Raw genomic sequence first — 24,416 nt, forward strand, 5'->3', positions numbered from 1 at the left:
TCAGGCCCGGAGCGAGGCGAGGGTGACGACGGTGATGTCGGACGGCGCGCCCACCCGGACCGGCGGGCCCCAGGCACCGGCGCCACGGGTGACGTAGAGCTGGGTGTCGCCGTACCGCTCCAGCCCGGCGACCGTGGGGTTGGCGAGCTCGGCCAGGAAGTTGCCCGGCCAGAGCTGCCCGCCGTGGGTGTGCCCGGAGAGCTGGAGGTCGACGCCGTGCCGGACCGCGTCGTGGATGGTGACCGGCTGGTGCGACAGCAGGACGGAGGTACGGGCCCGGTCGCGGTCGCCGAGCGCCTTGCCGAAGTCCGGACCGTCGCCCTCCTTCTCGCCGGCGATGTCGTTGACCCCCGCCAGGTCGAAGCCGCCCAGCTCCACCCGGGCGTTCTGCAGCGGGTGGACACCCAGCTCGCGGACGAAGTCCACCCAGGGGGCCGCGCCGGAGAAGTACTCGTGGTTGCCGGTGACGAAGTACGCGCCGTCGCGGGCCCGCAGCTGCGCCAAGGGCTCGGCGTCCCGGCCGAGTTCGGCGACGCTGCCGTCCACCAGGTCGCCCACGATCGCGATCAGGTCGGGCTGCGCCCCGTTGATGGTGTCCACGATCCGCTGGGTGTGGGCGCGGCCGAGGATGGGCCCGAGGTGGATGTCGCTGACCACCGCGATCCGGTAGCCGTCCGCCCGGGCGGGCAGCTTGGCCAGTGGCACGGTCACGTGCTTGAGCCCGGGTCCGCGCAGGACCCCGTAGGCGCCGGTGCCGACCACGGCCGCCGCCGCGCCGGAGGCGCCGAGCGCGACCGCCCGGGCCACGAAGAGTCGCCGCTCGGGCGAGGGGGCGAAGGACGTCGACGGCGCGCCGGCCCCGCTCCCCGGAACCTCCGGGACCTCCCGGGCCTCCTGAACCTCCCGGGGCGCTTCCGGAACCGTCCGGTCCGCCGGGTCCGCCGGATCAGCCGGGTCGGCAACCGGTGCCGGTTCGGCCACCCGCCCGGCCTCCGCCCGGCGCGCCGGCAGGCGCAGCAGCAGCGGACGCACGGCCTCGCCGACACCGAGCGCCAGCAGCAGGTACAGCAGCACCGCCAGCCAGAGGTACCCGGGCCAGGCCAGCCACCGCTCCACGGCCATCGGGAGCGCCCGCCCGCCGATCACCGCCCCCAGGGCGAGCAGCGGCAGGACGACGGCGAGCACCGTGCCGGCCCGGCGCCACCGCCCGCCCGGCACGGAGACGTCGCGCACCAGGCGGCGCCAGAGGTACCAGTGCGCGAGGGCCAGGACGGCCAGCAGGAGGAGGATGCCGAACACCACGAGGACGATCATCACGCGGCCAGTATGAACGGCCGCCCGACGGACCCCGCAGGCGGGCCGCCGGCAGTCCCGCCCCACCCCCGGCGACCTGGCACTGTGTCAGATTTGAGCTTTCACCGCCCCCTCTTCACCCCCTCTGACCTGCTGTTTCACGTCCGCTGAGCGAACATTTTCCGGGGCCTTGTTCCGATACTCGGAGGTAGAAGTTAGGTTGCACCGCAATGCGCGGATCCGTCCCCCACCCTCCGGCGTACGAGTCGAGGGTCAGGCCGCGCTGGAAAGGCACAGGGCACCCTCAGATGAGTGCGGAAACCACCACCTCGACCGAATCGCCCCCGGTCGACGCCTCCGCGAACGGCACCACCCCGCAGCAGCAGCCCGGTCACGGTGGCGACGGCCACCTGAAGGCCGGACTCAAGAACCGCCACCTGTCGATGATCGCCATCGGCGGCGTCATCGGCGCCGGCCTCTTCGTCGGCTCGGGCGCGGGCATCGCCGCCACCGGCCCCGGCATCCTGCTCTCCTACGCGCTGGCCGGAGTCCTGGTCGTGCTGGTCATGCGGATGCTCGGCGAGATGGCCGCGGCCGACCCGCAGAGCGGCTCCTTCTCGGCGTACGCGGACCGGGCGCTCGGCCGCTGGGCCGGGTTCTCGATCGGCTGGCTGTACTGGTTCTTCTGGGTCGTGGTGCTGGCCGTCGAGGCCACCGCCGGCGCGAAGATCCTCAACAGCTGGATGCCCGGCGTCCCCCAGTGGGCGTTCGCGCTGATCGTCATGGCCGTCCTCACCGCGACCAACCTCGCCTCGGTCGCCTCCTACGGCGAGTTCGAGTTCTGGTTCGCCGGGATCAAGGTGGTGGCGATCGCCGCCTTCCTGGTCGTCGGCACGCTGGCGGTGTTCGGCCTGCTGCCCGGCACCCGGGCCGTCGGCACCGAGAACCTGGTCGGCCACGGAGGCTTCCTGCCACACGGTGTGGGTGCGGTCTTCACCGGCATGCTCACCGTCGTCTTCGCCTTCATGGGCAGCGAGATCGTCACCCTGGCCGCCGGCGAGTCCGAGGACCCGGAGAAGGCGGTCAGCAAGGCCACCAACAGCGTGATCTGGCGCATCGGCGTGTTCTACCTGGGCTCGATCCTGCTCGTGGTGACCCTGCTGCCGTGGGACTCCGCCTCGGTCAAGGGCAGCCCGTACGTGGCGGTGCTGGAGCACATCGGCATCCCGGGCGCCGGTCGGGTGATGGACGTGATCGTGCTGACCGCCGTGCTCTCCTGCCTGAACTCGGGCATGTACACCGCCTCCCGGATGGCCTTCTCGCTCGGGCAGCGCGGCGACGCGCCGAAGGCCTTCGCCTCGGTGACCAAGCGCGGCGTGCCGCAGGTGGCGATCCTGTCCTCGGTGGTGTTCGGCTTCGTCGCCGTCTTCTTCAACTACACCTCCCCCGACACCGTCTTCTCCTTCCTGCTCAACTCCTCGGGTGCGGTGGCGCTCTTCGTCTGGCTGGTGATCTGCTTCTCCCAGCTGCGGATGCGCCGGATCATCGAGCGCGAGATGCCCGAGCGGCTGACCGTCCGGATGTGGCTGTACCCGTACCTCACCTGGACCGCGATCGGCATGATCGGCTTCGTGATGGCGTACATGTTCACCGATTCCGACGGCCGGAAGCAGATGTACCTGTCGCTGGTCGCCGCGGCCATCGTGCTGACGGCGTCGGCCGTGGTGGGCCGCCGGCGGCGGGCCGCGGCGGTGACCTCGGCCTCCTGAGCCGAGCACGCCGCCCGCGAACCACCGGGCCCGGGAGCCGTTGCGGAGGTTCCCGGGCCCGGTGTCGCGTTCCCGCCGGTCCGCCCGGCCGGACCGCTGCCCTCGCCGTCCGCCCCGTCCGGCGGGCCGGCCCCGGGCGGGCTCCCCGGCCGGGCCCCGCGCTCCGTTCCGTTCCGTGACGGGACGGATATGACCCGCTGACGTACCAGCACCTACCCTTCCCCTCATGCGAGATCTTGCAGCGGGGATGGGGTACCTGGCCAAGGGCCAGAAGTGGGTGGGCCGACACGGCCGCTGGTGGGCGTTCGGGATGATCCCGGCGCTGATCACCCTGGTCGGTTACGTCGTGGCGCTGTTCTTCCTCGGCGGCTGGGCCGGCGACATCGCCGACTGGGCCACCCCGTTCGCCGACGACTGGGGCTCGCCCTGGCAGGGCATGCTGCGCACCGCGCTCGCCGCGATCGTCTTCGTCGGCGGCCTGATGCTCTCCGTCCTCACCTTCACCGCAGTCACACTGCTGGTCGGCCAGCCCTTCTACGAGGCGCTCTGCGAGAAGGTCGACGAGACCGAGGGCGGCGCTCCGGCCGCGCCCGACACGCCGCTCTGGCGCGAGCTGGTGATCTCGGCCCGGGACAGCCTCTACGTGCTGGTCCGGGCGGCCGGCTTCGGCGTGGTGCTGTTCGCCTGCGGGTTCATCCCGGTGATCGGGCAGACGGTGGTCCCCGTCCTGGGCTTCCTGGTCTCCGGGTTCTTCCTCGCGGTCGAGCTGACCTCGGTCGGCCTCCAGCGGCGCGGGGTGCCGCAGCGCGAGCGGATCCGGCTGCTGCGCGCCCGGCTCGGACTCGCCTTCGGCTTCGGCGTGCCGCTGGTCCTGGCGTTCCTGGTGCCGCTGGTGACGGTGATCGCCATGCCGGGGGCGGTGGCCGGTGCCACCCTCCTGGCCCGTGACCTGGTGCCGGTCGAGGAGCAGGAGGAGCCGGCGAACGAGGACGGCGAGGAGGACGCCTCCGCCGACGTCCCCGACCTGCCGGGGTACGACGCGCAGGGTCCCGTGCCCGGCAACCCGTACGCGAGCGCTCCGCCGCTGCCGCCCGAGCCGAACCCCTACCGGAGCACCTGACCGGACGGGAAGGCCCGGTGGGCGGTGCCGTCCGGCCCGGCGGGGCGCACCCGCCCGCCCGGGAGACCCGGCGGCGGGCCGGACCGGTGACCGCGGCGTCACCCTGCGTCGACCGCCGCCCGGTCCGGCTGTGAGGCCGCCCACACGGGTTCGCCGGTCTACTGCCGCCGATAGTGGACACCGCCCGGTCGACCGCGTCCGACGGGCCCCGGACCCGCCGTTTCCGGCGGACCGGCGGGGCGGGGCCGCCCACCCCCGGGGGGAAGAACGCAGGCGGTGACCGGATCGGAGCCGTTCGTTCGTCGGCGACCCAGTAGCCCCGCCCAGGAATTCACGAAAACGGACAAATCGCCACGAAGCGCCCGCCCCCGGTCGGGCGCTTCGGCGTTTCCACCCCGCACATCCACGACCGGGCGTAGTAGCCCGCGGCATTGCCGCCCGTCCCGGGCTCTGCCAAGAATGGTCCGTCGCCAGGCAGCGCGGACCGGTCCCACCGCCGCGCACCCCGCCCGCCCCGCACTCCGCCGGGGCATCAGGCCGTCCGGTACGCCACCGCGGACCCCGCTCACCCGAGCCGGCCCGTACGGCGCCCGGCGCCCGTGCCACCGCCCGAACGGCGCCCGGCACACCCGACGGCCACCGACGGCCCTGACGGCCCCCCGACGGAAAAGGATTGTTCGCTTTGCAGCTCAGCCATGCCCGCCGCAACTCGCTGATCACCGGTGTCGCCACCCTCGTGGTGGCGGGTGCGGCCACCGCCGCCCTCGCCATCCCGCAGACCGGCACCGCCGTCGCGGAGGCCGCCGCCCCGGTGGCCGCCGTCTCGGTGGACGGACAGCCGGTCGCCGACCAGGCGCAGGCCGACGCCGAGGCCCGGGCCGCAGCGGACGCACAGGCACAGGCACAGGCCGAGTCCGACGCCGCTGCTGCCGCCGCCGCACAGGCGCAGGCCGAGGCCCAGGCCCAGGCGGACGCCCAGGCGCAGGCGCAGGCCCAGGCGGACGCCAAGGCCAAGGCCGACGCCGAGGCCGCCGCCTCCCGCTCGCAGGAGCGCGCCGCGCTGAACAGCAAGCCTGTCCCCTCCGGAAGCCCGCGCGAGATCGCCGCCCGGATCGTCCCGGCCGGCCAGCTCCAGTGCTTCAGCAACATCGTGGCCCGCGAGAGCAGCTGGAACGTCACCGCCACCAACGCGTCCTCCGGCGCCTACGGCCTGGTCCAGGCGCTGCCCGCCTCCAAGATGGCCTCGGCCGGCTCCGACTGGCGCACCAACCCGGCCACCCAGATCAAGTGGGGCCTGGACTACATGAACTCCCGCTACGGCAGCCCGTGCGGCGCCTGGTCCTTCTGGCAGTCGCACCACTGGTACTGAGCCGGCCCGGCAACACCGGCACACCCCGAGCCCGCAGGCGTCCCGCCTGCGGGCTCGGCCGCGTCCTCGGCAGCGTGCTCGGCGCCGTCCACCGGAGCCGGGTGGACGTCACCGCCCTGCCCCCGCAGCTCGCGGACGCGGCCCGCTCCTCGCTGGCCGCCGCCTCCCGGCTCGGTGGTCCGGTCGCCGACCAGGCGCGGACGGCGTTCGTCGAGGCCATGCGGGTCACCTGCCGACCGGGGCGGGCGTGGTCGCGCCGGCCGCGGTCGCGGTGGCGCTGCTGCCGCGCCGGCAGCGGGCCGGCACGGCATCCTGACCGGTTCCGGCCCCCTTTCGCCCGAAATTCGCTGGCCGCACCCGGTCGGCGCCCGGAAGAGTGACGGTGTGGACCGTGTGACGCTCTCGGACGGTGTCGTCACCCTCACGCCCTTCCGCGTGGAGGACATCGACGCGCATCTGGCCGGGGAGGACGAGCAGCTGGTGCGCTGGCTCAACGGCGCACCGAGCACCAGGGCCGCCACCGAGGCGTACGTACGGCGCTGCACCGCGCAGTGGGCGTCCGGAGGGCCCGCGCGCGCCTTCGGGATCCGCACCGGGCCCGGGCCGACCCTCGCCGGCACGATCGACCTGCGGTTCGCCCTGCCCGACCTCGGTCCGGACCAGGTCAACATCGCCTACGGCCTCTACCCGCAGTGGCGCGGTCGCGGGCTGGCGACCCGCGCCGTCCACCTGGTCTGCGGCTACGCGGCGGGCGAGGGGGCCGCGCAGGGCGTGATCCGGGTCGACCCGGAGAACGGCGCCTCGGCCGCCGTCGCCCGGCGGGCGGGTTTCCGCCGCGCCGGGGAGGCACCGGTGACCGGGAGGGACGGTCACCGGCTGGACTGGTACCTCCGCGACCTGGCGAGCGGGTCGGTGCCCGGCCCTGGGGTCGGCCCGGGGGTCGGCCCGGGAGTCGGCCCGGGGCGCGTCCTGACGTGGACGCGCCCGGAGGAGCCGGTGAAGATATGGCGCACGCCCGTACGATTTGACGGGTATTGATCAGAATGATGCGCCGTCAGGGCTTTGCCACCGTTCGCAGACGCTCCTACGCTCCGGCCCCATGCCCTCACCCCTGATCAGCGTCGTGCTCCCCGCCCACGACCAGCAGAAACAGTTGGCGGACTGCCTGGACTCGCTGCTCGCCCAGTCGTTCCGCGACTTCGAGGTCCTCGTCGTCGCGGACCGCTCCCCCGAGTCCGCGACCGTCCTCGCCGACACCTACGCGGCCCGGCACCCGCAGGTCTCCGTGCTCCGCCTCGACGCGGCGGTCGGGGTCGGGACCGCCCGTAACGCCGGCGCGGCCCGCGCCCGGGGCGCGTACCTGCTCTTCCTGGACGCCGACCACCACGTCCCCCCGGACGCCCTCCGGGCCCTCGCCGACCGCCTCGACCGGACCGGCCCGGTCGACCTTCTGCTGTTCGGACACACCCGGCGGCACGCGGGCCGGGACTGGCCCGGCGGCGCCGAGGCGCAGCTGGCCGCGGCCGGCCCCGACGTCCTCGGCCCGCTGGACCGCCCGGAACTGCTGGGCGCGCCCGCCCTGGCCTGGGACCGGCTGCTGCGCCGCGCGCACTGGCAGGAGCGGGGCCTGGCCTTCCCCGACGGCATGTACGAGGAGATCCCGCTGGTCCACCGGGCGATGCTGACGGCCGCGCGGATCGCCGTGCTCCCGCAGGACTGCGTGCAGCTGCGCCGCCGGGAGACCGTCCACCCGACCGGCTCGCCGGGCAGCAGCCGGTTCGACCTCTTCGACCAGTACGAGCGCTCCTTCGCCCTGCTGGACGAGCTGCTGGAGGAGGGTCCTGACGCGCCCGCGGGGAGCGGCGGTCCCGGGCCGGACGCCGTCCGGGACGCCCTGTTCACCCGGATGATCCGGCACTACCTGTTCGTCTTCGACCTCGCCGGCTGCGTCTCCCGGGCCGAGCGGCCGCAGTTCTTCCACCGGGCGGCCGAGCACCACCGCCGGTTCCAGCCGCCCGGCCACCGGCGGCCCGCCGGCCGGGAGGGCGTCAAGTTCTCGCTGCTGGCCGGCGGAGCCTACCCGGCCTTCGAGGTCGCCAAGCTGTCGCACATCGCCCGCGGCACCCTCACCGGCCGGCGCTAGAGCTCTTCTGGCAACCCGCGTCGAGCGCCCGGCGGGAATGGTCAGACAAGCTCCAGGCCCTCCGGGTCCCGTCCCCGGACGTGCGCGGGCCAGGCGCGCGCGGGCCGGACGTGCGCCCCGGCCGCCGTCGGCGGCCGGGGCGGCGGTCCACCGGAGTGGGCGGTACCGCACGGCCGGGCCCGGCTGCGATGATCGGCGGGACCGCCGCCCCGCCCCCCGACCTCCGCCCGGGAGGACCGCCCGTGAGCCGCCCGTCCCCCACCCCCGGTGCCGACCTGGCCCGCGAACTGGCCGCCGTCCTGCGCGGCGAGGTCCGGTTCGGTGCGGCCGAACGGACCGTCTACAGCCACGACGCCTCCAACTACCGCCACCTGCCGCTCGGCGTGGTCAAGCCCGCCGACCTGGACGACGTGCGCACCGCGCTCGCGCTCTGCCGCGCCCACGGGGTGCCGGTGGTGCCGCGCGGGGCCGGGACGGGCGTCGGCGGGCAGGCGATCGGCCCGGGCGCCGTGGTCGTCGACTTCCGCCGCCACCTCGGCGCCGTCCACGCCGTGGACCCGGAGCGCCGGACCGCCCGGGTCGAACCGGGCACGGTGCTGGACGACCTCCAGCGGGCCGCCCGCCCGTACGGGCTGCGGTTCGGCCCGGACCCCTCCACCCACAGCCGGTGCACGCTCGGCGGCATGATCGGCAACGACTCCTGCGGCGCGCACTCGGTGACCTGGGGCCGGACGGCCGACAACGTCGAGTCGCTGGACCTGCTGCTCGCCGACGGCACCGAACTCACCGTCGGCGGCGCCCTCGGCACGGCGGATCGCACCGCCCTCCGTGCCCTGCCCGGCCCGGTCGGCCGGCTCCACACCCGGCTCCAGGAGTTCACCGAACGGAACCTGGCCGCCATCCGCCAGGGCATGCCCGACCTGCCGCGCCGCACCTCCGGCTACCCGCTGGACGCCCTCCTGCCCGAGCGCGGCCACCGGCTGGCCCGCGCGCTGACCGGCACCGAGGGCACCTGCGCCCTGCTGCTCGGTGCCACCGTCCGGCTGGTCGAGGAACCGCCCGCCCGTGTGCTGGTGGTCGCCGGGTACCCGGACGAGACCGCCGCCGCCGACGCCGTCCCCGCCCTGCTGCCGCTGCGCCCGCTCACCGTCGAGGGCATGGCCGCCGACCTGGTCGCCGCACTGCTCGCCGCCGGCCCGCGCCCGCCCGCCCTCGACCGGCTGCCGGACGGCGCCTGCTGGCTCTTCCTGGAGGCCGGCGGCACGACGCCCGCCGAGGCCCTGGACGCCGCGCGCGGGCTCGCCGACGCGGTGCGGCGCGAACGGACCGCGACCGTCTCCGTGGTCACCGACCCGGCCGAGCGGAAGCAGCTCTGGGGGGTGCGCGAGGCCGGCGCCGGGATCGTCACCCGGCTCCCGCGCGAAGCAGCCGACGGTGCCGGCGGCGGGCAGGGCGGGCAGCGCGGGGGGAGCGAGGCCTGGCCCGGCTGGGAGGACTCGGCCGTCCCGCCGGAGCGGCTCGGCGACTACCTGCGCGACCTGCGCGCGCTGCTGCGCCGGCACGGCCTGCGCGGCATCCCGTACGGGCACTTCGGCGAGGGCTGCGTCCACCTGCGGATCGACTTCCCGCTCACCGAGCCCCGGCGGTTGCCGGTCTTCCGGGAGTTCATGGAGCAGGCGGCCGACCTGGTGGTCTCGTACGGCGGTTCGCTCTCCGGCGAGCACGGCGACGGACAGGCCCGCGCCGAACTGCTGCCGCGCATGTACCCGCCCGGGATCATCGCCCTGTTCGGCGAGTTCAAGCGGATCTGGGACCCCGAGAACCTGCTCAACCCGGGCGCCCTGGTCGACCCGCGCCCGCTCGACGCCGACCTGCGGTTCGACGGTCCGCTGCGCACCCTGCCGCTCGCCCTCCCGTTCGAGCAGGACGGCGGCAGCCTGGCCAAGGCGGTGCACCGGTGCGTCGGCGTCGCCAAGTGCGTGGACCCGACCACCGGGGTGATGTGCCCGAGCTACATGGCCACCGGCGAGGAACGGCACTCGACCCGCGGCCGGGCCCGGCTGCTCGCCGAGATGCTGCGCGGCGAAGCCGTCCCGGACGGCTGGCGGTCGGCGGAGGTGCGCGAGGCGCTGGACCTCTGCCTGGGCTGCAAGGGCTGTGCGAGCGACTGCCCGGTCCACGTCGACATGGCGACCTACCGGACCGAGTTCCTGTACCAGCACTACCGGCACCGGCTGCGGCCCGCCTCGCACTACGCGATGGGGCGGCTGCCGCTCTGGCTGCGGGCCGCCGCGCTGGCCCCCGGCCTGGCCAACCTGGTCGCGCGCTCGCCCGCCGCCGGCCCGCTGAAGCGGCTCGGCGGCGTGGACCGGCGTCGGGTGCTGCCCGTCCTGCCCCCGGAGACCTTCACCCGCTGGTACCGGCGGCACCGGGCCGAGCACCCCGCCCCGCCGGGCTCGCGGCCGGTGCTGCTCTGGCCGGACACCTTCTCCAACCACCTCCAGCCCGACGTGCTGCGCGCCGCCGTCGAGGTGCTGGAGCACCTGGGCTTCGACGCGCGGCTGCCGGCCGGCCCGGTCTGCTGCGGCCTGACCCGGTACTCCACCGGCCAACTCCCCGGCGCCCGGCGGGTGATGCGGCGCAGCCTGGCCGCACTCGCCGCCACCGGCCTGCCCGCCGACACCCCGGTGATCGGGATGGATCCGAGCTGCACCGCGACGCTGCGCGAGGACCTGCCCCGCCTGCTCGGCGCCGACGGCCGCCAGGTGGCCGAACGGACCCGCACCTTCGCCGAGTTCGTCGACGAGTTCGCCCCGGACGCACCTCTGCCGCAGCTGCCGGTGGAGGCCGTCACCCAGACCCACTGCCACCAGCACGCGGTGCTCGGCACCGCCGCGGACCGCCGGATCGAGGCGCGGATGGGCGTCGACAACCGGGTGCTGGACTCCGGCTGCTGCGGGCTGGCGGGCAACTTCGGCTTCGAGCGCGGCCACTACGAGGTGTCGGTGGCGATCGCCGAACGGGTGCTGCTGCCGGAGGTACGGGCGGCCTCGCCGGAGACGGTGGTACTGGCCGACGGCTTCAGCTGCCGCACCCAGATCGCCCAACTCGCCCAGGGGCGGCAGGCCGTGCACCTGGCGGAGCTGATGCAGCGGGCCCTGCGCGCACAGGGCTGACCCCGGCCGGAGCGGCCCGGCACCGCGCGCGGAGCGCTGACAGCGCGGCCCCCGCCGCCGACAATGGCGGGATGACGATCACCACCGCCGAGGCGGACCGGATCCTCGCCGACAACTTCGCCCCCTGGGTGCAGGAGCTCGGCCTCTCGGTGACCGACACCGGCGAGCGCCACGCCGTCCTCCGGCTGCCCTGGTCCGACCGGCTGGCCCGGGAGGGCGGCGCGCTCTCCGGCCAGGCGCTGATGGCCGCCGCCGACACCGCGGGCGTGATCGCCCTGTCGGCGGCCCGCGGCGGCTTCGGACCGGCGACGACCGTCCAGCAGTCCACCGGCTTCCAGCGCGCGGTGACCGGGCGGGACGTCCTGGTGCACGCCCGGATCACCAAGCTGGGCCGCCGGATCGCGTTCCTCGACGTCACCCTGACCGCCGAGGGCGAGGAGGAGCCCGCCGCGCACGCCACCGCCGTGTACGCGCTGGGCTGACCACGACGACCCGGCCCCGCGGCTACCGGAAGGTGCGCGGTGTCAGGTAGTCCGGCACCACCACCCGGCTGCGCGGCGAGGCCTGCCGGACCTGGGCGACGAACGCGCCCAGGTCCGCGTCCGGCCGGACGGGGTTGACCAGCTCGGTCTCGAACCTGTCCCAGTGCACCGGCACCACCGTGCGCGGCCGTCCCAGCGCCTCCAGCAGCCGGGGCACGTACCGGTGGGTCGAGGCACTGCTCGGCACCGCCACCATCGCGATGTCCGGCCGCAAGCCGGCCAGCTCCCGCTCGGCGAAGTCACTGGCCCCCGTCAGGAAGGCCGACGGCCCACCGGCGAAGGAGAGTTGGAAGGCCAACGTGTCGCCCTCCGGCAGATCGCCGACGGTCGCGGGCGGCTGCGCCGGCGCCGAGTGCAGGGTGCCCGGAGCGAAGTACTGCCGGCGGCCGTTGCGGCTGTGCCGGGCGGAGACCGCCTCCACGACCAGGCCGTCGCCGAAGTCCAGGACCTCGCCGCCCCGGACCACCACCAGCTGCCCGGCCGGCACACCCCAGGCGCGCAGCAGGTGGTAGGTGGTCTCGGTGCCGACCACCGTCGCCCCCGTGGTGAGGGCGATGTGCGGGACGTCGTTGATGTGGTCCCAGTGGCTGTGGCTGACCAGCACCAGCTCCGGGCGCCCGGCGTGCTCGTCGACCAGCCGGGTGTTCACCGTCAGCGCGGTCGCCTCGCTGAACGTCCCGTCGTACAGGCCGGTGTGGAAGCGCGTCAGGTACGGGTCGAAGAGGACGGTGCGGCGGCCGTGGTCGATCCGCCAGCCGGCCGTGCCGAGCCACCGGTACACGGTGTCGGTGGCTGTGGCTGTGGCTGTGGCTGTGGCGGAGGGGGACGCCGCGGACTCCGGGACGGGCCGGTCGTCGGCGACGGTCGTGGCTGGTGTGTTCGTGGCTGGTGTGTTCGTGGCTGTGGTGGTCGCGGCTGCGGCGGGACCGGTGGTGGCCGCCGTGACCAGGCCGGCGCCGGCCACGGCGGCCGAGCCCAGGAACGCGCGCCGGGCGAGTCCGGAGTGCTGCATGCGGGAGGGTCCTCTCCACGGGTACCGCACGGCCCTCGGGCCACGGGTACGGACGGTGAAACCGGGCGGCACCCGTACGCCGAGTGCCACCCGATCGATCACCACGCCCCGGGCAGGGGGTTCCGGACCGCCCGTCGCGGAGATTTCCCGAAAACGCTCCTCCTCAGGCGCCCTGCGGCGTCTCCAGTACCTCCTTCGAGCGCGCCGGCTCCTCGGCGCAGACCGCCGCCACGAACTCGGCCAGCCGCGCCTGCGGCAGGCTGCGCGCGATGTCCGCCTCGCTGATCATGCCGACCAGCTCGTGCTCCGGGTGGTTGATCACCGGCAGCCGGCGGACCCGGTACTGCTCCATCACCCGCAGCACCTGTTCGGCGTCCTCGTCCGCCTCCACGGTCAGGGGCCGCCCCTGGGCCAGCTCGCCCGCCGTCACCGCCGCCGGGTCGAGCCCCTCGGCGACGCACTTGAGCACGATGTCCCGGTCGGTCACGATGCCCAGCAGCTTCTGCCGCTCCCCGCAGATGGGCAACGCCCCGACGCCGCGTTCCTTCATGATCCGGGCCGCCGTGGCGAGCGTCTCGTGCTCGCGCACGCACTCGGCCCCCTGGTGCATGATGTCGCCCGCGCTGGTCATGATCGGCCTCCTGACGTGCCTGGCACTCCCACCACTCCATCGTGGTCCGGCCTCGGTGCCCCCGCCACCGGGCTCCTCACCGGGACCGCCCCGGTCCTCGCCACGCCTCCCCGGCCGCGCCGTCCCGGATCGCCGGCGGATCCGGCACCGGGTCCGGCGGCGGTTCCGGCGGCGGTTCCAGCGGCGTGCGCTCCAGGAGTTCGTCCAGCGGCGGCAGTTCGAGCTGCTCCGCGCCGTCGACCTGCGCCGTCGGAGCCGCACCGCCCTCCGGCCGTTCCCGCCCCGGCTGCCCGCCCCGGGCCGCGTGCCGGGTCTCGGTCGCACTGTCCAGGAACCGCAGCAGCTCCACCGGGAACGGCAGGACCAGCGTCGAGTTCTTCTCCGCCGCCACCTCCACCACCGTCTGCAACAGCCGGAGTTGCAGCGCCGCCGGGGTCGCGCTCATCACCGCCGCGGCCTCCGAGAGCCGCGCCGACGCCTGGAACTCGCCGTCCGCCGTGATGATCCTCGCCCGCCGCTCCCGCTCGGCCTCCGCCTGCCGGGACATCGAGCGCTTCATCGACTCGGGCAGGGCGACGTCCTTGATCTCCACCCGGTCGATCTCGATCCCCCAGCCGAGCGCCGGGCTGTCGATCATCAACTCCAGTCCCTGGTTGATCGGTTCGCGGTTGGCCAGCAGATCGTCCAGCTCGCTCTTGCCGATGATCGACCGGAGCGAGGTCTGTGCCACCTGGGAGATCGCGAAGTTGTAGTCCTGCACGTTCACGATCGCCTTCGCCGGATCCTCCACCCGGAAGTAGACGACCGCGTCCACCCGGACGGTGACGTTGTCCCGCGTGATGCCCTCCTGCGCCGGGATCGGCAGGGTCACGATCTGCACGTTCACCTTCCGCAGCCGGTCCGCCACCGGCATCAGGACCACCAGACCCGGCTCCCGCACCTCCGCGCGCACCCGGCCGAAGCGGAACACCACACCCCGCTGGTACTGCTGCACGACCCGGACGCTCAGGCCCGCCCAGAGCCCCAGCAGGAGGACGACCGCCAACACCGCATCGAGAACCAGCATCGCGGCCTCCTCGCGCGCACCTGCGCTCTCCGGCGGTCGCCGACCCCGGCCGGGCCGGGACACACCGCCGGAGCGGCTCGTCTCCACGCTACGCCTGCCGGACGCCCGCCGGAACGCGCCTACGATCGTTCCCATGCCCCAGTCCCCCGGCAGCGTCCCCGGCCCCGCCACCGGCAACGACCCGGCCACCGACCCGGACCACCCGCGCCATCCCGCCGAGGCCGCCGCCCGCGCCGACGGGCTCACCGCCCTCGACCGCGTCGTCACCGGCTGCCGCGCCTGCCCCCGCCTGGTCGAGTGGCGCGAGGAGACCGCCCGCACCAAGCGCCGCGCCTACCTCGACTGGGACTACTGGGCCCGTCCGATCCCCGGCTTCGGCCCGCCCGACGCCCCGCTCCTGCTGGTCGGTCTCGCGCCCGCCGCGCACGGCGCCAACCGCACCGGCCGCATCTTCACCGGCGACCCCTCCGGCGACCTGCTGTACGCCGCCCTCCACCGCCTCGGTCTGGCCGACCGCGCCGAGTCCGTCCGCCACGGCGACGGCCTGCGGCTGAACGGCGTCCGGATCACCGACCCGGTCCGCTGCGCCCCGCCCGACAACAAGCCCACCACCGCCGAACGCGACACCTGCCGCCCCTGGATCACCCGCGAGCTGGAGCTGCTCCGGCCCACCGTGCGCACCGTCGTCGCCCTCGGCGGCTTCGCCTGGCAGGCCCTGCTGCCCGCGCTCACCGCCGCCGGCTGGAGCGTCCCGCGCCCCCGGCCGGTCTTCGGCCACGGCGCCCACGTGACCCTGGCGGCCCGGGACGGCGGAGCTCCGCTGGAGCTGTACGGGTGCTACCACGTCAGCCCGCGCAACACGAACACCGGCCGGCTGACCGTGCCCATGCTCCGCGACCTGCTCCGCACCGCCGCCCGCACGGCCGGGCTCGCCCCCGCCGAGGAGTGACCCCGCGCCGCACCCGCACTCCCGGCGCCGTGCGCTCGTCCGCCCACCGACCCGTGAGCCCGTGAGCCCGTCCGCCCGTCAGCCGAAGCGGGCCAGCTTCGGCCGCGCCGCCCGCGCCCACACCTCCGGCAGCGCCCGCCGCGCGCGCTCCGCCGCCGCCAGCTGCTGCCCGTACAGCACGCCGTAGGCGAACGGCTCGCCCGTCTCGCCGGCCCTGCTCCGCAGCGCGGTCGCCGCCACCACCGCGTCCTGGTGCTCCCCCAGCACCTCCTGGACGACCTTCATCCGCTCGACGTACCGCTCCGCCGGCCTCCCGACCAGCGGGACCGCCGTCTCACCCGCGTACCGGGCCCGCTTCGCCGCCTTCCGCGCCTCGTGCAACGCCCGGGCCCGGGACTCCGCCGTGTCCGGGCCGCCGCCGGCCAGCGCCGACCGCACCCGCTCCGCCGTCCGGCGCTGCTCCCGCGCGGCCACCCGGGCCAGCTCCGGTCCGGCCGCCCGGTCCGCCCGCGGGCGCAGCGGCGGATCGGCGAGCAGCTCCGCCAGCCCGCGCGCCAGGGCCTTCCGACGCGGGCTGTCCAGGGCGGCGACGACCTCCGGCCGGACCCGCCGGTACTCGGCCTGCCCCCACCGCTCCAGCTCCGCCGCGACGCGCTCCGGCCCGCACTCGGGCGGCAGCGTGCGGGCCCGTTCGGCCAACCGCAGGCCCAGCACCTCGCGGTCCCGGGCCTGCCCCAGGGCCGCCGCCAGCCACCGCAACTCGGCCACCAGCTCGTCGGTGGCGCCCGGCGCCAGCAGCCGCCGGTACGTCCGGAACGCACTGCGGAGCCGTCGGCAGGCGACCCGCATCCGGTGCACCGCGTCCGGCTCGTCCGCCCGCACCGCCTCGTCCAACCCGGCCAGTACCGCGGCCTGCGCCCCGATCCGCCCGAGCACGACGTCTCCCGCGGTGGCATCGGCCATCCGCCTCACCCCCTCCTGGGGCGTGTCTGACGGCTCCCGTCGGGCGGGTCGACGCCCGGTCCCGCCGTCGGGGCCCCGAACGCCTTCCAGGCTAGCCCGCCCTCGCGTCCCCGGCAGGACGCGTTCGCGCCACCTCCGGGCGGCAGGAGGCCGCGCACCGGACCGGAGACGGGCACCGGACCGAGCCGCCGCCCGCTACGGGCGGAGCTGGATCGCCAGCGACGCCGTGTAGCCGACCAGGGCGGCGAAGAAGCAGACCGCGGTGGTGTAGCGGACGGTGAAGGGGAGACCGGCCAGCGCCGGGAAGAGGAGCACGGCGATGCCCGCGGCCGCGTCCGCGACGTAGAGGCCCCGCGGCGGCAGCACGCCGGTGCTGTGGGCCGCCCAGCCGGTGGCGACCAGGAAGCCGGTGATCAGGAGGAAACCGGACAGCAGGCCGGAGCCGATGCTGTAGAGGACGGGATGGGGCTCGGGCGGGTCCTCGCCCTCGGGGACGGCCGGACGCAGCCGGTGGGCGACGGCCAGCGCGGTGACGGCGAGGGTCACGGCCGCGGCGGCGCTGAGCATCGGGACGGGGTTCATCGGCGGCTCCGGGAGACGGTGACGTGATGGCCGAGGGCTGCGGCGAGCGCGGCCGGGAGGAGCACGGTGAGCACCAGGACGGCGGTCCACACGACCGGGTCCAGACCCGGCGCCGGGGCGTCGGGCGGCGGTGGCGCTGCGGCGACCGCGGCGGTCACCGCCGGGCCGGGTGCGGACGGCGGGCCGGGTGCGGGGGGCGGGCCGGGTGCGGGGGGCGGGGCGGGCGGCGGCGGAAGCACCGGCCGGGCGGGTGCCGCCGCCGGGGCGGCCGGCGGCCGGTCCGGGCGGGGTGGACCCGTCGGCGCGGGCGAGGCCACGGGCGCCGCACTCCGGACCGGGGAGGGTGACGGCGGGGCCGACGGCGACGCCGCGACCGTGACCGGAGCGGCCGGCACCACCGCCGGCACCGCCGGCACCGTGACCGGCGTCGGCACAGCGGTCGGCGGCGGCACCGACGTCGGGGTCCACGTCGGCGCAGCGGTCTGAGTCGGCGTGGCGGTGGGCGACGGCACTGCGGTCGGCGACGGCGAAGGAGGGGGCGGAGAAGGAGCGGGCGGCGACGGCGAAGGGCAGTGCGTCGCGGGGAAGGTCGGGTGCGCCGGCCACGACGGATGCGGCCACGACGGCCACCGGGGTGGCACCGGCGGCACCGGCAGCGGGGGCCCCGCGGGAACCGGTGGCCCCACGGGAACCGCGGCCTCCGGGCCGCTGGCAGAGTCCATCGCCCGATTGTCGGACCGCCCCGGCTCCCACGTCAGCCCCTGACGGCCCGTCACCCACCCGTACAGCCGCCAAACCCATCCCCCCGGTGAACTCGCGGCCCCCGCACCGCGAACGAACGACCGATGCGGGACAATCTGTGCGCCGATTCCCGCCCCGCCCCCGACGCACCCTCGTGCCCGGTGTAAGCGTCGTGGCATACTCCGGGACGTGACGACTTCCACCGGTGCGACGAGGGCCCTGCGGGCCGCGGTGTTCACCGCGCTCGCCGTGCCGTTGTCCGCACTGGGCCAGGTGGTCATCACCGGTCGTCCACTGCCGATCGTCCTGGTGGTGGCCGCGACGGTCGTCGTCTTCGTGCTGGCGGCCGCCCTGGCCGGCGGCGAACGGCGGTTGCTGCACATCGCGGCCGTGATGGTTCCGGTCGAGCTGCTGCTCAACACCACCTTCAACCTGGGCCAGGCCGGCTGCGGCCCGGCCCTCGCCCCCGACCACCTCCCCGCCCGCGGCATGAACCTCCTGGTCTGCGGCGGCGGTTCGGTGGACGGCTCGCTGTTCTCCGGGCCGTTGGGGCACTCCGGGCCGCTGGCGCCCGCCGCCACCCAGCTGCTGCTCCTGCTGGTGCACCTGCTGGTCGCGCTGGCCGCCTCCGCCTGGCTGCGGCTGGGCGACGCCGCCCTGTCGGGTCTCGCCCGCGCCCTGCGCGTGCTGCGCCAGTCGCTCGCGGCCCCGCTGCGGGCGCTGTTCCTGCTGCTGGCCCCGGTGCCGGCCCGGCCGGTGCTGCGGGTTCCGCTGCCGGTCCCGGACCGCCGCCGACCGCGCCGCGAGGACGTGGTGCTGAGCCCGGCACCGCGCCGCGGGCCGCCGGTCCTCGCGCCTGCCTGCTGACGGCCCCGAGCCCGAAGTCCCGATCCCCCGGCTCCCCTAGCCCCGCGTTCCGAGCCCGCCGGCTCCGACCCCGCAGGGCCCGGTCCCGGCCGCCCCGACGCCCCACGGCGCGGGCTCCGATGGCCCCCGGGCGAGCTCCGCACAGGCAGCGCGCGACTCCGCCGTTCCACCGACCCCGCCCCTCCCGGCCCGCCGGCGCCCCGCGCCCGCGCCGCGCCGAGGCGGCCCCTTCCGCACCTCCCGGTGCGTCCCACAACGGAGTTGACCCGTCATGGCACAGTCCGACCAGAAGCCCGGCACCAAGCAGCCGTCCCGCAAGCAGTCCCAGAAGATCAGCGCCCGCGAGCGGATCCAGGAGGCCCAGCGCCAGGAGAAGCAGTCCGCCCAGCGCCGTCAGCGGATCGTCGTCGGGGTGTCGATCGTCGTCGTGCTCGCCCTGGCCGGGGGCACCGCGCTCGCGATCAGCGCGGCCGGCGACGACAAGTCCTCCGCGGACACGGCCGCCGCGGAACCCACCGCGCTGGTCGTCCCGGCCAACACCTCCGGCCCGGACGGAACGGTGATCACCTACGGCAAGGCGGACGCCGCGCACACCCTCCAGGTGTTCGAGGACTTCCGCTGCCCGGTCTGCAAGGGCTTCGAGGCCGCCAACGGCGAGGCCGTCAAGAAGCTGGCGGACGACGGCACCGTCAAGGTCGAGTACCACCTGGCCGCGTTCCTCGACAAGAACCTCGGCGGCAAGGGCTCGCGCACCGCGCTGGCCGCCATCGGCGCCGCGGCGAACGAGGGCGTCGACAAGTTCAAGGCCTACCACGACGTGCTGTACGCCAACCAGCCGGAGGAGCGCGACGACGCCTTCGGCGACGTCAACCACCTGCTCGAACTCGCCGACAAAGTACCGGGCCTGAAGACGGACGCGTTCGTCAAGGCGGTCACCGACCGGACGTACGCGCCGTGGGCGAAGAAGGTCGCGGACGCCTTCAACGACAGCGGGGTGACGGGCACGCCGACGGTGAAGGTGGACGGCAAGCCGCTCACGCTGTTCAGCGGGAACCGCGCGGTGACGCCGGAGCAGTTCACCGCCCAGGTGAAGCAGGCCGCGGGTTTGTCGTGAGCACCACCGGCCCGGCCGACTCGCGGCCGGGCCGGCCCCTTCCCACCCCCGGAGTGCTCTGCCATGACCGCCCCGACCGCCGTGCCCCGCTCCTCCCGTCCCGCCCCCGCCGACCCCGCCGACCCCGCTCCTCCGGGCCCGGCCCCGATCGGCGCGGGCCGCGCGTTCTCACTGCTCGTCCTCCTCGGCGGACTGATCGGGCTGGCCGCCTCGGCCGTCCTGACCTTCGACAAGCTCCGCATCCTGGAGGACCCCTCCTACATCCCCAGCTGCAACATCAACCCGGTGATCAGCTGCGGGTCGGTGATGCGCACCGAGCAGGCCGAGGTCTTCGGCTTCCCGAACCCGCTGCTCGGGCTGGCCGCGTTCGGCGCCCTGGCGGCGATCGGCGCCGGGCTGCTCGCCGGGGCGGCGTACCGGCGCTGGTTCTGGCTCGGGCTGCAGGCCGGCACGCTGTTCGGACTGGGCTTCGTGCACTGGCTGATCGACCAGGCGCTGTACGACATCGGCGCGCTCTGCCCGTACTGCATGGTGGTCTGGGCGGCGGTGGTGGCGCTGTTCTGGTACACGACGCTGCACAACCTGCGCTCCGGGGTGATACCGGTCGGACCGAGGTTCCGGGTGGTCGTGCGGGAGGCCGCCCGCTACCACTGGGCGGTACCGGTGCTCTGGGCCGCGGTGATCGGCCTGCTGATCCTCAACCGCTTCTGGTACTACTGGTCGACCCTCCTCTGACGGGGACCTCCGCGAGCTGACGCGGCGTCAACTCCTCCGCCGGGGCGGCAGGGTCTCCGCCCCGGCGGAGCGGTTCGACCGGCCTCCCGCGCGCGGCTGCTCCGCCCGGGTCGCACCCGGTCCGGCCATCACCTGCACGGGCGAACATCCCGCGCGGCCCGCCGGACCGGCCCGGACGATGGAGAGCGACCCCTCGCCCGAGTCGTCGTTCTCCCGAGGCGGGGTCGTTCGGCCGTCGGCCGGGCGCCGATCCCCGACGCTCCGGTGGCCCCGGCCGTCCCAAGCCTCCCGAGGAGAGAAGACCATGGCCAGTCAGGGACCCACCTTCGCCATCAGCACCGCGGACCTCACCCTCGACGACGAGGGGCGGGTGCACATCCAGAACCCGGAGCTCGCCGAGTCGGTCGTGGCCGCCATGGCCTCGTCGCCGAACGCGTCGGCCCGCGCGACCACCAACAACTGTCACGGCGGCAACTGCGCCAAGGGCTGCGGCAAGTCGGTGGAGAGGTGACCGGCTCCACCGGCGAACCCTCGCCCTTCGACCGGGAGTTCGCCGAATCCGTGCGCAGCGACCGGCTCCAGCTGATCCTGCTGCCCACCGAGCAGTGCAACTTCCGCTGCACGTACTGCTACGAGGACTTCGCGATCGGCCGGATGGCCCCCGAGGTGGTCGCCGGGGTGAAGAACCTCATCGACCGGCGCGCCGCCGGACTGCGGCACCTCCAGGTGTCGTGGTTCGGCGGGGAGCCGATGCTGGCCCGCCCGGTCATCGAGGAGGTGACCGCGCACGCCCGGGCGGCGCAGCGGCGCCACCCCGGCCTCGGCTACGAGAGCGACATGACCACCAACGGCTACCTGGTCGACGGCCGGACGGCCGAACACCTGGCGGGCCTCGGCGTCCGGGCCTACCAGGTGTCGCTGGACGGCCCCGCCGCGTTCCACGACCTGACCCGGGTGCGGGCCGACGGCCGGGGGACGTTCGAGCAGGTCTGGCGCAACCTGGAGGAGGTCCGGGCCGGCTCCGCCGACGTACGGATGCTGCTACGCGTCCACCTCACCCCGGAGAACCTGCCGGTGATGCCGGAGTTCCTCGCCCGGATCCGGGACACCTTCCTCGACGACCCGCGGTTCTCCGTCTTCCTGAAGCGCGTGGTCCGTCTGGGCGGCCCCAACGACGACACCATGGACGTGCTCGACTCCGACGACGGGAAGATCGCCGGGCTGCGGGCGCTGCTGACCGAGGGCGGCGGCGAGGAGCGGCTGTTCGCACCGGAGGAGGTCTGCTACGCCGCGCGCGCCAACTCGCTGCTGGTGCGCGCGGACGGCCGGCTGGGCAAGTGCACGGTGGCGCTGTCCGACCCGGCCAACGACATCGGCCGGCTGCGGCCGGACGGCTCGGTGGAGATCGACAATCCGCGGCTGCGCCCGTGGCTCCAGGGCTGGGCCGCGCGCGACCCGGAGCTCAACGCCTGCCCGTACGCGGCCTTCACGCGCCAGTCGGAGCCGGAGCCGAAGCCGCTGCTCCAGATCTCGAAGCGCCCGTTGGCGGCGGCGTCCGTCTGACCGCGCCGGCCCGGGGCCCGGCCGCACACGCGCGGCCGGGCCCTCGGGCGTCAGCCGAAGACGGCCCGCCGGAAGGCGTTGCGCAGATCGGTGAGCGGCTGGAACTCCCGGTCGTAATGGACCTTGTTGGTGAGCAGCAGCGCCCAGCGGCCGAGCCGTCGGGAGATCCAGATCCCGGTGCCGGTGAAGCCGTAGTGGACGAAGGTGCCCTCCGCCGGATCGGTGCCGGCGGCGCAGAGCCAGGAGAGGCCCCTCGCGGGCTCCAGGCCGCCGGTCTGCTCGCGCAGCGACTCGGTGATCCACTCCTCGCCCCAGGGCAGGCCGGGCGGCGGGTCGAGCAGCGCGGTGAGGAAGCGTTCCAGGTCACGGGCGGTGGAGAAGGCGCCGGCGTTGCCGGAGACGCCCCCGAGCAGCCGGGCCGAGGGGTCGTGCACGACCCCGCAGAGCTCGGTGCCGGCCAGCTCCTCGTACTCGGTGGGCGCGGTGCGGGCGGCGAGTTCCGGGCCGAGCGGGCCGTAGCGGGTGTCGGACATCCCGAGCGGGCGCCAGACCTGGCGGGCGGCGAGCTCGTCGAGCGGCGATCCGGCCAGCGAGCCGACCAGGTGGCCGAGGAGGACGGCGGCCCGGTCGGTGTACTCGACGGCCGTCCCGGGCGCGCGGTACAGCGGGGCGTCGAGCACGCCGGCCAGGATCACCGCCGGGTCCCGCCCGTAGAGCTCGACGAACCGGGTGCGCAGGGGCATCCCGGCGGTGTGGGTGAGCAGCTGACGGACGGTCACCTCACCGGCGGTCCGGCCGGCGACCTCCGGCCAGAAGTGGCCGAGGGGCCGGTCGAGCGGGAGCCGCCCGGACTGCCGGAGCACCCCGGCGCACGGCCAGAGCGCGACGATCTTGGTGATGCTGGCCACGTCGAAGAGCGTGTCGTGGTCCATCTCCCGCGCGCCGTAGGGGCCCTGGCCCAGTACCCCGGACCGCCCCCGGCCGCGGACGCCGCCGGCGTCACCGACCGACCAGACGCCACCGGTCCCGACGCCGGCCAGTCCGGCCGTCACCAGCCGGTCCACCACACCTGCGGGTGCCGCGAGTTCGGGCAGTGCTTCCGGTCCGCTCATCAACTGCCGCCCCCGTCTGCCGACTCCCCCGGGGGGAGCCTACCCGCGCGGGCACCGGTCAGACCGTTGCCGCACCGAACTCCTTGCCCATGCAGACCGACTGCGGGTGCTCGCGGTAGATGCCGAACTTCTGGATCGCCGCGTACCCCTCGGAGGCGTACAGGGCGATGGCCTCGGGCTGCTCGGTCCCGGTCTCCAGGACGAACCTGGTCCGCCCGGCCTCGGCCGCGGTCAGCTCCAGCCGGCGCAGCACCGTGCGGGCCAGGCCGCGGCCGCGCGCCCCGGGGCGGACGAACATCCGCTTCAGCTCGGCGTCGCCCGCCCGCAGCCCGTGCGGACCGGCCTCCTTGGCGCGCCAGCCACCGCAGGCGACCGGCTCGCCGTCGAGGTAGGCGATCAGGAAGAGGCCGTCCGGCGCCTCGAAGTGGTCGGGGTGCAGCTCGGTGAGGTCGCCCTCGCCGTAGCGGCGGACGTACTCCTCCTGCACCTCCGCCGAGAGGCGCTGGGCGTCGGGGTGGCCGTAGCCGGTGACGCGGATCTCGATGCTGTCGTCCTTGGCGTCCCGCAGGGCGCTGCTGCCGGTGGTGCTCTCCATGGTCGACAAGCCTACGGCCCCGGCTCAGCGACCCTCGAACCGGGCGACCAGCTCCTCCTTGCCGAACATCCGGGCGGTGTCGACGGCCGAGGGGGTGCCGGCGGAGGGGTCGGCGCCGCCGCCGAGCAGCACGGCGAGGACGTCGTCGGCCCCCTTGAAGACGGCGCCGGCGAGCGGGGTCTGGCCCCGGTCGTTGGCCCGGTTCGGGTCGGCGCCGCGCTCCAGCAGGGCGGTGACGGCGGTGGCGTGGCCGTGGTAGGCGGCGAGCATCAGCAGCGTGTCACCGCGGTCGTTGGTGAGGTCCGCCGGGGCTCCGGCGTCGACGTAGGCCGCGAGGGTCGCGGTGTCGCCGGCCCGGGCCGCGTCGAACAGCTTGCCGGCCAGCGCGATCACGTCGGCGTCGGGGGTGTCGGTCATCTCTGGGGCCTCTTTCGGGGTCTCGTCTCGTCCTGCGGTTCGGTGGTCGCGCCCGTCGCACCGTAGCGGCCGGACCCGTACGCGATCCAGCACCCTTCCGGATCCCGGATGCCGCCGCTCCCGCGCGTACCGCACGCGGGCCGGAAGGTTGCGCGCCCGTTCGAGCGAACTTCCGGGGACCCCCGGAAACTTCCCGACCCGCGGACGGGAATGTGTCGGCGCCCGGAACGGCGCGGCCCGCGGCTCCCCGGAGCCCGGTCCGCCTACCGCCACCCGGGTCACGAATCGGAGTAATCAGGGAAAACCACCCATTTGCACCGTTCCATCATCTATTACTTTTTGTCACGATTAAGGCACTTTCGGTAACACTGCCCCTGTCCCCCCTCCCCGAGGAGCAGAACGTGATCCTCTCGATTTCCGGCATCGTCCTGTTCGGCACCATCGCCTTTCTCTTCTTCCGCAGGGACGGACTAAAGGTCTCCCACGCCATCGTCTGCGCCCTTCTCGGCTTCTACATCGCCGGCTCCTCGATCGCACCGAGCATCACCGCAGGCGGCGCCAGCCTCGCCAGCCTGCTCGGCGGCCTCAAGTTCTAGCGCTTGTCCGACCCCGCCACTCCCCCGTACGGGCCCGGGCGCGGATCCCACCGCCCCCGGG

Annotated in this window: 24 protein-coding genes; 14 read left to right on the plus strand and 10 right to left on the minus strand. The window is 75.1% G+C overall.

Annotated elements, in window-relative coordinates:
- Nucleotides 1-1,314 carry a metallophosphoesterase gene (locus tag ACFWOG_RS07610; RefSeq protein ID WP_329952664.1) on the minus strand — a complete coding sequence of 438 codons (1,314 nt, stop codon included), beginning with the start codon at nucleotides 1,312-1,314 and terminating at the stop codon, nucleotides 1-3.
- Between the two features lie 287 nt (nucleotides 1,315-1,601).
- Here ACFWOG_RS07610 and ACFWOG_RS07615 point away from each other — a divergent pair, with 287 nt between their 5' ends.
- The 7 genes from ACFWOG_RS07615 to ACFWOG_RS07645 all read left to right on the plus strand — a co-directional run bounded on the left by ACFWOG_RS07615 (nucleotide 1,602) and on the right by ACFWOG_RS07645 (nucleotide 11,352).
- The gene (locus ACFWOG_RS07615) at nucleotides 1,602-3,062 is read left to right on the plus strand and encodes an amino acid permease (RefSeq protein ID WP_380355784.1); all 1,461 of its coding nucleotides are present in this window, start codon (nucleotides 1,602-1,604) and stop codon (nucleotides 3,060-3,062) included.
- A gap of 226 nt (nucleotides 3,063-3,288) precedes the next feature.
- Nucleotides 3,289-4,182 (plus strand): EI24 domain-containing protein, encoded by an 894-nt coding sequence (locus ACFWOG_RS07620; protein ID WP_380355787.1) that lies wholly within the window; start codon nucleotides 3,289-3,291, stop codon nucleotides 4,180-4,182.
- Between the two features lie 682 nt (nucleotides 4,183-4,864).
- Nucleotides 4,865-5,551, plus strand: coding sequence for a transglycosylase SLT domain-containing protein (locus tag ACFWOG_RS07625; RefSeq protein WP_355405480.1), 687 nt, complete (start codon nucleotides 4,865-4,867; stop codon nucleotides 5,549-5,551).
- A 384-nt stretch (nucleotides 5,552-5,935) separates the two neighbouring features.
- Nucleotides 5,936-6,589 (plus strand): GNAT family N-acetyltransferase, encoded by a 654-nt coding sequence (locus ACFWOG_RS07630; RefSeq protein WP_380355791.1) that lies wholly within the window; start codon nucleotides 5,936-5,938, stop codon nucleotides 6,587-6,589.
- A 61-nt stretch (nucleotides 6,590-6,650) separates the two neighbouring features.
- On the plus strand, nucleotides 6,651-7,694 hold the full coding sequence (locus tag ACFWOG_RS07635) for a glycosyltransferase family 2 protein (RefSeq protein WP_380355794.1): 1,044 nt from the start codon (nucleotides 6,651-6,653) through the stop codon (nucleotides 7,692-7,694).
- A gap of 188 nt (nucleotides 7,695-7,882) precedes the next feature.
- Nucleotides 7,883-10,870 (plus strand): FAD-binding and (Fe-S)-binding domain-containing protein, encoded by a 2,988-nt coding sequence (locus tag ACFWOG_RS07640; RefSeq protein ID WP_380355797.1) that lies wholly within the window; start codon nucleotides 7,883-7,885, stop codon nucleotides 10,868-10,870.
- Between the two features lie 71 nt (nucleotides 10,871-10,941).
- Nucleotides 10,942-11,352 carry a PaaI family thioesterase gene (locus ACFWOG_RS07645; protein ID WP_355405474.1) on the plus strand — a complete coding sequence of 137 codons (411 nt, stop codon included), beginning with the start codon at nucleotides 10,942-10,944 and terminating at the stop codon, nucleotides 11,350-11,352.
- A gap of 22 nt (nucleotides 11,353-11,374) precedes the next feature.
- On the opposite strand, the gene ACFWOG_RS07650 is transcribed toward ACFWOG_RS07645, so the two are convergent.
- The 3 genes from ACFWOG_RS07650 to ACFWOG_RS07660 all read right to left on the minus strand — a co-directional run bounded on the left by ACFWOG_RS07650 (nucleotide 11,375) and on the right by ACFWOG_RS07660 (nucleotide 14,121).
- Complete coding sequence (locus tag ACFWOG_RS07650) at nucleotides 11,375-12,424, minus strand: MBL fold metallo-hydrolase (RefSeq protein WP_380355800.1); 1,050 nt, start codon at nucleotides 12,422-12,424, stop codon at nucleotides 11,375-11,377.
- 163 nt (nucleotides 12,425-12,587) lie between these two features.
- The gene (locus ACFWOG_RS07655; protein ID WP_355405472.1) at nucleotides 12,588-13,055 is read right to left on the minus strand and encodes a CBS domain-containing protein; all 468 of its coding nucleotides are present in this window, start codon (nucleotides 13,053-13,055) and stop codon (nucleotides 12,588-12,590) included.
- Nucleotides 13,056-13,131: 76 nt separating this feature from the next.
- On the minus strand, nucleotides 13,132-14,121 hold the full coding sequence (locus ACFWOG_RS07660) for a slipin family protein (RefSeq protein ID WP_380355803.1): 990 nt from the start codon (nucleotides 14,119-14,121) through the stop codon (nucleotides 13,132-13,134).
- 133 nt (nucleotides 14,122-14,254) lie between these two features.
- On the opposite strand from ACFWOG_RS07660, the gene ACFWOG_RS07665 reads away from it, so the two are divergent.
- Entirely contained in the window at nucleotides 14,255-15,070 is an 816-nt protein-coding gene (locus ACFWOG_RS07665) for a uracil-DNA glycosylase (RefSeq protein WP_329952599.1), read from the plus strand.
- Nucleotides 15,071-15,148: 78 nt separating this feature from the next.
- Here the strand turns inward: ACFWOG_RS07665 and ACFWOG_RS07670 are convergent, their stop codons facing one another.
- From ACFWOG_RS07670 to ACFWOG_RS07680, 3 genes are all read right to left on the minus strand, one after another.
- The gene (locus tag ACFWOG_RS07670) at nucleotides 15,149-16,033 is read right to left on the minus strand and encodes a CHAD domain-containing protein (RefSeq protein WP_380355806.1); all 885 of its coding nucleotides are present in this window, start codon (nucleotides 16,031-16,033) and stop codon (nucleotides 15,149-15,151) included.
- A 195-nt stretch (nucleotides 16,034-16,228) separates the two neighbouring features.
- A complete protein-coding gene (locus ACFWOG_RS07675; RefSeq protein ID WP_329952597.1) occupies nucleotides 16,229-16,615 on the minus strand; it encodes a hypothetical protein in 387 nt (128 codons plus the stop codon).
- Nucleotides 16,612-16,773, minus strand: a complete 162-nt coding sequence (locus ACFWOG_RS07680; protein ID WP_380355809.1) for a hypothetical protein — start codon at nucleotides 16,771-16,773, stop codon at nucleotides 16,612-16,614. Before ACFWOG_RS07680 ends, ACFWOG_RS07675 begins: the two co-directional genes overlap by 4 nt.
- Nucleotides 16,774-17,545: 772 nt before the next feature.
- On the opposite strand from ACFWOG_RS07680, the gene ACFWOG_RS07685 reads away from it, so the two are divergent.
- The 5 genes from ACFWOG_RS07685 (at nucleotide 17,546) to ACFWOG_RS07705 (ending at nucleotide 21,635) form a co-directional block, all read left to right on the plus strand.
- Nucleotides 17,546-18,223 (plus strand): hypothetical protein, encoded by a 678-nt coding sequence (locus tag ACFWOG_RS07685; RefSeq protein WP_355408985.1) that lies wholly within the window; start codon nucleotides 17,546-17,548, stop codon nucleotides 18,221-18,223.
- Nucleotides 18,224-18,494: 271 nt separating this feature from the next.
- Nucleotides 18,495-19,337 (plus strand): thioredoxin domain-containing protein, encoded by an 843-nt coding sequence (locus tag ACFWOG_RS07690; RefSeq protein WP_329952594.1) that lies wholly within the window; start codon nucleotides 18,495-18,497, stop codon nucleotides 19,335-19,337.
- Between the two features lie 63 nt (nucleotides 19,338-19,400).
- Complete coding sequence (locus ACFWOG_RS07695; protein WP_329952593.1) at nucleotides 19,401-20,072, plus strand: vitamin K epoxide reductase family protein; 672 nt, start codon at nucleotides 19,401-19,403, stop codon at nucleotides 20,070-20,072.
- Nucleotides 20,073-20,376: 304 nt separating this feature from the next.
- Nucleotides 20,377-20,583, plus strand: a complete 207-nt coding sequence (locus tag ACFWOG_RS07700; protein WP_329884248.1) for a hypothetical protein — start codon at nucleotides 20,377-20,379, stop codon at nucleotides 20,581-20,583.
- Nucleotides 20,580-21,635 carry a radical SAM protein gene (locus tag ACFWOG_RS07705; RefSeq protein WP_329952592.1) on the plus strand — a complete coding sequence of 352 codons (1,056 nt, stop codon included), beginning with the start codon at nucleotides 20,580-20,582 and terminating at the stop codon, nucleotides 21,633-21,635. Before ACFWOG_RS07700 ends, ACFWOG_RS07705 begins: the two co-directional genes overlap by 4 nt.
- 50 nt (nucleotides 21,636-21,685) lie before the next feature.
- Here the strand turns inward: ACFWOG_RS07705 and ACFWOG_RS07710 are convergent, their stop codons facing one another.
- Genes ACFWOG_RS07710 through ACFWOG_RS07720 form a run of 3 tightly spaced genes read right to left on the minus strand, consistent with a single transcriptional unit; the run spans nucleotide 21,686 to nucleotide 23,759 of the window.
- On the minus strand, nucleotides 21,686-22,747 hold the full coding sequence (locus ACFWOG_RS07710; protein WP_329952591.1) for a serine hydrolase domain-containing protein: 1,062 nt from the start codon (nucleotides 22,745-22,747) through the stop codon (nucleotides 21,686-21,688).
- A 58-nt stretch (nucleotides 22,748-22,805) separates the two neighbouring features.
- On the minus strand, nucleotides 22,806-23,342 hold the full coding sequence (locus ACFWOG_RS07715) for a GNAT family N-acetyltransferase (RefSeq protein WP_380355815.1): 537 nt from the start codon (nucleotides 23,340-23,342) through the stop codon (nucleotides 22,806-22,808).
- 24 nt (nucleotides 23,343-23,366) lie between these two features.
- On the minus strand, nucleotides 23,367-23,759 hold the full coding sequence (locus ACFWOG_RS07720) for an ankyrin repeat domain-containing protein (protein WP_329884239.1): 393 nt from the start codon (nucleotides 23,757-23,759) through the stop codon (nucleotides 23,367-23,369).
- 401 nt (nucleotides 23,760-24,160) lie between these two features.
- Between ACFWOG_RS07720 and ACFWOG_RS07725 the strand changes: the two genes are divergently transcribed.
- Nucleotides 24,161-24,355: a hypothetical protein gene (locus ACFWOG_RS07725; protein ID WP_327674940.1), complete on the plus strand. Its 195-nt coding sequence runs from the start codon at nucleotides 24,161-24,163 to the stop codon at nucleotides 24,353-24,355.
- The last annotated feature ends 61 nt before the right edge of the window (nucleotides 24,356-24,416 follow it).

Source organism: Kitasatospora sp. NPDC058406 (assembly GCF_042722765.1).
Taxonomy (GTDB): domain Bacteria; phylum Actinomycetota; class Actinomycetes; order Streptomycetales; family Streptomycetaceae; genus Kitasatospora.

Excerpts from the sequence above, each read along its gene's own strand:
- ACFWOG_RS07615 (WP_380355784.1), top strand. The coding sequence starts at position 1,602 with ATGAGTGCGGAAACCACCACCTCGACCGAATCGCCCCCGGTCGACGCC.
- ACFWOG_RS07620 (WP_380355787.1), top strand. The coding sequence starts at position 3,289 with ATGCGAGATCTTGCAGCGGGGATGGGGTACCTGGCCAAGGGCCAGAAG.
- ACFWOG_RS07715 (WP_380355815.1), bottom strand. The coding sequence starts at position 23,342 with ATGGAGAGCACCACCGGCAGCAGCGCCCTGCGGGACGCCAAGGACGAC.
- ACFWOG_RS07655 (WP_355405472.1), bottom strand. The coding sequence starts at position 13,055 with ATGACCAGCGCGGGCGACATCATGCACCAGGGGGCCGAGTGCGTGCGC.
- ACFWOG_RS07720 (WP_329884239.1), bottom strand. The coding sequence starts at position 23,759 with ATGACCGACACCCCCGACGCCGACGTGATCGCGCTGGCCGGCAAGCTG.
- ACFWOG_RS07670 (WP_380355806.1), bottom strand. The coding sequence starts at position 16,033 with ATGGCCGATGCCACCGCGGGAGACGTCGTGCTCGGGCGGATCGGGGCG.
- ACFWOG_RS07695 (WP_329952593.1), top strand. The coding sequence starts at position 19,401 with ATGACCGCCCCGACCGCCGTGCCCCGCTCCTCCCGTCCCGCCCCCGCC.
- ACFWOG_RS07635 (WP_380355794.1), top strand. The coding sequence starts at position 6,651 with ATGCCCTCACCCCTGATCAGCGTCGTGCTCCCCGCCCACGACCAGCAG.
- ACFWOG_RS07690 (WP_329952594.1), top strand. The coding sequence starts at position 18,495 with ATGGCACAGTCCGACCAGAAGCCCGGCACCAAGCAGCCGTCCCGCAAG.
- ACFWOG_RS07610 (WP_329952664.1), bottom strand. The coding sequence starts at position 1,314 with ATGATCGTCCTCGTGGTGTTCGGCATCCTCCTCCTGCTGGCCGTCCTG.
- ACFWOG_RS07660 (WP_380355803.1), bottom strand. The coding sequence starts at position 14,121 with ATGCTGGTTCTCGATGCGGTGTTGGCGGTCGTCCTCCTGCTGGGGCTC.
- ACFWOG_RS07700 (WP_329884248.1), top strand. The coding sequence starts at position 20,377 with ATGGCCAGTCAGGGACCCACCTTCGCCATCAGCACCGCGGACCTCACC.
- ACFWOG_RS07675 (WP_329952597.1), bottom strand. The coding sequence starts at position 16,615 with ATGAACCCCGTCCCGATGCTCAGCGCCGCCGCGGCCGTGACCCTCGCC.
- ACFWOG_RS07665 (WP_329952599.1), top strand. The coding sequence starts at position 14,255 with ATGCCCCAGTCCCCCGGCAGCGTCCCCGGCCCCGCCACCGGCAACGAC.
- ACFWOG_RS07650 (WP_380355800.1), bottom strand. The coding sequence starts at position 12,424 with ATGCAGCACTCCGGACTCGCCCGGCGCGCGTTCCTGGGCTCGGCCGCC.
- ACFWOG_RS07710 (WP_329952591.1), bottom strand. The coding sequence starts at position 22,747 with ATGAGCGGACCGGAAGCACTGCCCGAACTCGCGGCACCCGCAGGTGTG.
- ACFWOG_RS07645 (WP_355405474.1), top strand. The coding sequence starts at position 10,942 with ATGACGATCACCACCGCCGAGGCGGACCGGATCCTCGCCGACAACTTC.
- ACFWOG_RS07640 (WP_380355797.1), top strand. The coding sequence starts at position 7,883 with ATGATCGGCGGGACCGCCGCCCCGCCCCCCGACCTCCGCCCGGGAGGA.